At 62.1% G+C, this 3680-nt stretch carries 3 protein-coding genes; all 3 read right to left on the minus strand.

Annotation, left to right across the window (positions count from 1 at the left end):
- Nucleotides 1–682, minus strand: a 682-nt coding sequence (locus tag HP499_RS22075; RefSeq protein WP_172326239.1) for an ABC transporter permease, incomplete at its 3' end; no start/stop codon positions are given.
- 3 nt (nucleotides 683–685) lie between these two features.
- Nucleotides 686–1642 carry an ABC transporter permease gene (locus tag HP499_RS22080; protein WP_170224972.1) on the minus strand — a complete coding sequence of 319 codons (957 nt, stop codon included), beginning with the start codon at nucleotides 1640–1642 and terminating at the stop codon, nucleotides 686–688.
- 102 nt (nucleotides 1643–1744) lie between these two features.
- Complete coding sequence (locus HP499_RS22085) at nucleotides 1745–3382, minus strand: ABC transporter substrate-binding protein (RefSeq protein WP_172326240.1); 1638 nt, start codon at nucleotides 3380–3382, stop codon at nucleotides 1745–1747.
- Nucleotides 3383–3680: the final 298 nt, after the last annotated feature.

Genomic DNA, 3680 nt, shown 5'->3' on the forward strand with positions numbered 1-3680 from the left:
GCACGCCGGCGCCCAGGAAGGAGAGCGAGGCTTCGAGGATGATGGCGTCGGCAACCATGACCGTGGCGAACACCAGCACGGGAGCCGCGGTGTTGCGGACGATGTGCTTGACCAGTATGTAGAAGCGGCCGGCACCGATCACGCGTTCAGCACGAACATAGTCCTCGCCGTACTGGGCCAGCACGTTGGCACGGACCACGCGGGCCAACTGCGGGGTGTAGATGATGGCGATCGCGATGATGATGGTGGGCACCGAGTTGCCGAACGCCGCGAGCAGCACGGCAGCCAGCGCGATGCCGGGGAACGCCATGAGGATGTCCATGAGCCGCATGATGATCTCGTTCACGGACTTGCTGGACGTCGCGGCGAAGGAGCCAAGGAGCGCGCCGGCGAGGATGGCCAAGCCAACTGCGCCGAGGCCGATCAGGAGCGATGACTGAGCGCCGAACAGGAGTCGGGAGAAGATATCGCGGCCCAGGCGGTCCGTGCCGAAGAAGTGTTCAGCGCCCGGCGGCGTGGCCGGGATGAAGGTCTCCAAGGGATCGTGCGGGGCAATGACCGGGGCGAAAATGGCCGCCAGGACAATCACGATGAGGAAGAGCAGGGCGATACGGGAGCCCCAGGGCAGGGCCTTGAAACGAATGCCCGGGGCACTTAGCCGTTCTGCGAGCTTGCTGCGCATGAGCTATACCGTCCTGATTCGGGGGTTGATGAGCAGGTAGAGAAGGTCCACCACGATGTTCACCAGAACGAACGTGACAGAGATGGTGAGCACCACGCCCTGGACCAGGTTGACGTCCAGGTTGGTGATGCCGTTGAGGATCAGCTGGCCCATGCCGGGCAGGGCGAAGATCATTTCAATCACGACGGCGCCACCCAGCAGGTAGCCGACGCGCAGTCCCAGCACGGTCACCGGGGTGACGAGCGCGTTGCGGAGGACGTTCTTGGAGACAACCTCGCGGTAGGGGACACCGTTGCCGATAGCAGTGCGGACGTAGTCGCGGTCCAGTTCTTCCACCATGGAGGTGCGGACCACGCGGATCAGCGATGCCGACACAGGAATGCCGAGCGCAAGGGCCGGGAGGGCCATCGAGTTGAGCCACCCGCCGAAGCCGGATTCCGGCGTCGCAATTCCGCCCGAGGGGAACATCGGGTTGGCGCCGAGCGCGAACCACTGGATGAGCAGGATGCCCAGCCAGAACGATGGCGTAGCGATCGCGGCGATGGAGAAGACACGAACCAACTGGTCCTGCCACTTGTCGCGGTAGAGGGCGCCGAGGATGCCGAACGCGAGCGAGAGCACGATCGCGATCAGGACACCCAGGAACGTGAGCTGCAGCGTCAGGGGGAACGCCGAGCCGATCATGGAAGCCACTGACTTGGCTGGTGGGGTGGTGACGCCGAGATCGAACTGCAGGAGCTTGCCGAGGAAGCGGAAGTACTGCAGGACCAGGGGATCGTTCAGGCCATTGTCCTGGCGGTACTGCTGCTTCGCTTCTTCACTGGCGCCGTCGCCGAGGGCCGAGCTGGCCTGGTCGCCGGGAGCGGCCTGCAGGACGAGGAAGACGAGCAACGTGATGCCCAGGATCATCAATGGCAATGCTGCAAGTCTGCGGCCAAGCAGACGCAATATCGTGACCAATTTGTTCTCCGGTTGGTTGGGGTGCTGCTGGTTGTGAGGCCCGCTCTGCGCGCTATTCGGGGGGTTTAGGCCGCAGAGCGGGCCTCACAACTCGTAGGGTGCTTAGGCAGTTCGTCCGACGTCGATGAACGACAAGCCGGTGGTGGGCAGGGGCTGGAAGCCGTTGAGCTTCTTCTCGTCCCAAGCGCTGGGCAGCTGGCGGTGGAAGATCGGGTACAGGGGGACTTCGTCCGAGACCATGTCCACGATCTCGCCAACGATCTTCTTTGCCTCTTCACCCGAAGCCTGGGAGCCCTTGTTCATCAGCTCCTGCAGCTTGGCGCGCTCCGGGGTGGTCCAGAAAGCGCGCTTGTCCATCCAGGTTGCGCCCGAGTAGAACCAGCTCAGGAGGAGGTCTGCATCATTGCCGAACACGGACGGATCACCCGGGGCTGCAACCACCGAGAAGTCGCCCTTGCCCACGCGATCGCTGTACAAAGCGCCGGACTGCAGGCTCTTGACGGTGACCTTGACTCCGGGGATTTTGTTCCAGGATTCGAGGATCAGCGGGGCAACGTCCTTGACCCACGCGGTGTCCGTGGTGAGGAGCTCGAACTCAAGGTTGGTGACGCCCGCTTGCTTCAGGAGTTCCTCAGCCTTGGAGGTATCGAAGCCGTAAACGTTCTTGGCCTTGACGTAGTCCGGGTGGCCTTCCTGGAAGTAGGAGCTGGCAGCCTTTGCGTTGCCGAACAGTGCCTTCTTGATGATGGCTTCCTTGTCCAGGCCGTAGTGGAGGGCCTGGCGGACCAGCTTGTTATCGAACGGAGCCTTGGCGCAGTTGAACATGAGGAACAGCAGGCCGAAGGACTGGACGGATTCGACCTTGACCTTGGATTTCAGGCCGTCAACGTCCAAGTAAGGAACGTCTTCGATGGCCTGGACGCGGCCGGACTGGACGGCCGTGACGCGGGCTGCGGCATCCGAGAGCAGCAGCCAGGTCATGCCCTTGGCCAGTGCGGGCTTCGGACCGTTGTAATCGGCGAAAGCTTCGAAGACGATCTTGTCGTCCTTGACTGCTGAGACGAGTTTGTAGGGGCCGGATCCAATGGGAGCAGCGTCGAAGGCCTTCAGATCGGTGGCAAGTGCCTTGGGCACGATCTTGACTACTGAAATGCGGGGGCCAAAGCCGGGGAAGGCGTACTTAAGCGTGAACTCCACCGTTTTGGCATCCACGGGCTTGACGTCCTGGATGAAGGGGATGAACTGGGAAAACAAGGACTTGTTCGCGGGGTCCATGACGCGGGTGAAGGAGAAAGCAACGTCTTCGGTGGTGACGGGGGAGCCGTCGTGGAACTTTGCGCCGTCGCGGATTGTCACCTGGTAGGTGGTGTCGTTGACCTTCTTGGGATCCGTTGCCGCGAGTGCGTTGTAAGGCTGGCGGGTAGCCGGGTGCAGCTCGATCAGGCCTTCGAAAATGTGCAGGTTGGCTGCCATGGGCGTCGCGCCGGAGGAGCTTAGGGGGTCAAAGCCGGTGGAGAGGGCGTAGGAGATGCCTGCCTCAATGGTGAGGTCCTTATTGACGGCTGCCGTGTTGGTGGCCGCTCCGGTAGTGGTGCTGGCAGCGCCGCCGCACGCAGAGAGTGTTGCCGTGAAGGCGGCTGCTGCACCAACTGCGCCGCTTAGCTTCAGGAAGTTCCGGCGGCTGGCGTCATTGACCAGCGGCAGGCTGTGAATCGTCTTGCTCATAGGGTGCCTCACCATTCGCGTTTCGTGGGTTATCGGATGTAGGACGTCCGATGCTCGTATTGAAACTGTAAGGGCGGTCACAACGGAACGTCAAGTGAGATGTAGCCCTGAGGGGTGTGCCGTGGGCTGGGCGGTTCGCCGGCTGCGGCCGGTCCGGAGGGGAAATCTCAGCGATTTCCCGGTACATAGCTATGACGGAGGTGGGACATCCGATATTGTATGTTGCGAGTCACTCATTCTTGGGTGGGCACTAAGCTCGCCTCAATATTAACACCGCACATGCTTCCGAAACCGGCCACTTCCGGGTCTCAGG

Source organism: Paenarthrobacter sp. CM16, assembly GCF_013179505.1.
Taxonomy (GTDB): Bacteria; Actinomycetota; Actinomycetes; order Actinomycetales; family Micrococcaceae; genus Arthrobacter.

Coding starts and splice junctions, on each gene's coding strand:
- HP499_RS22085 (WP_172326240.1), bottom strand. CDS start 3,382: ATGGTGAGGCACCCTATGAGCAAGACGATTCACAGCCTGCCGCTGGTC.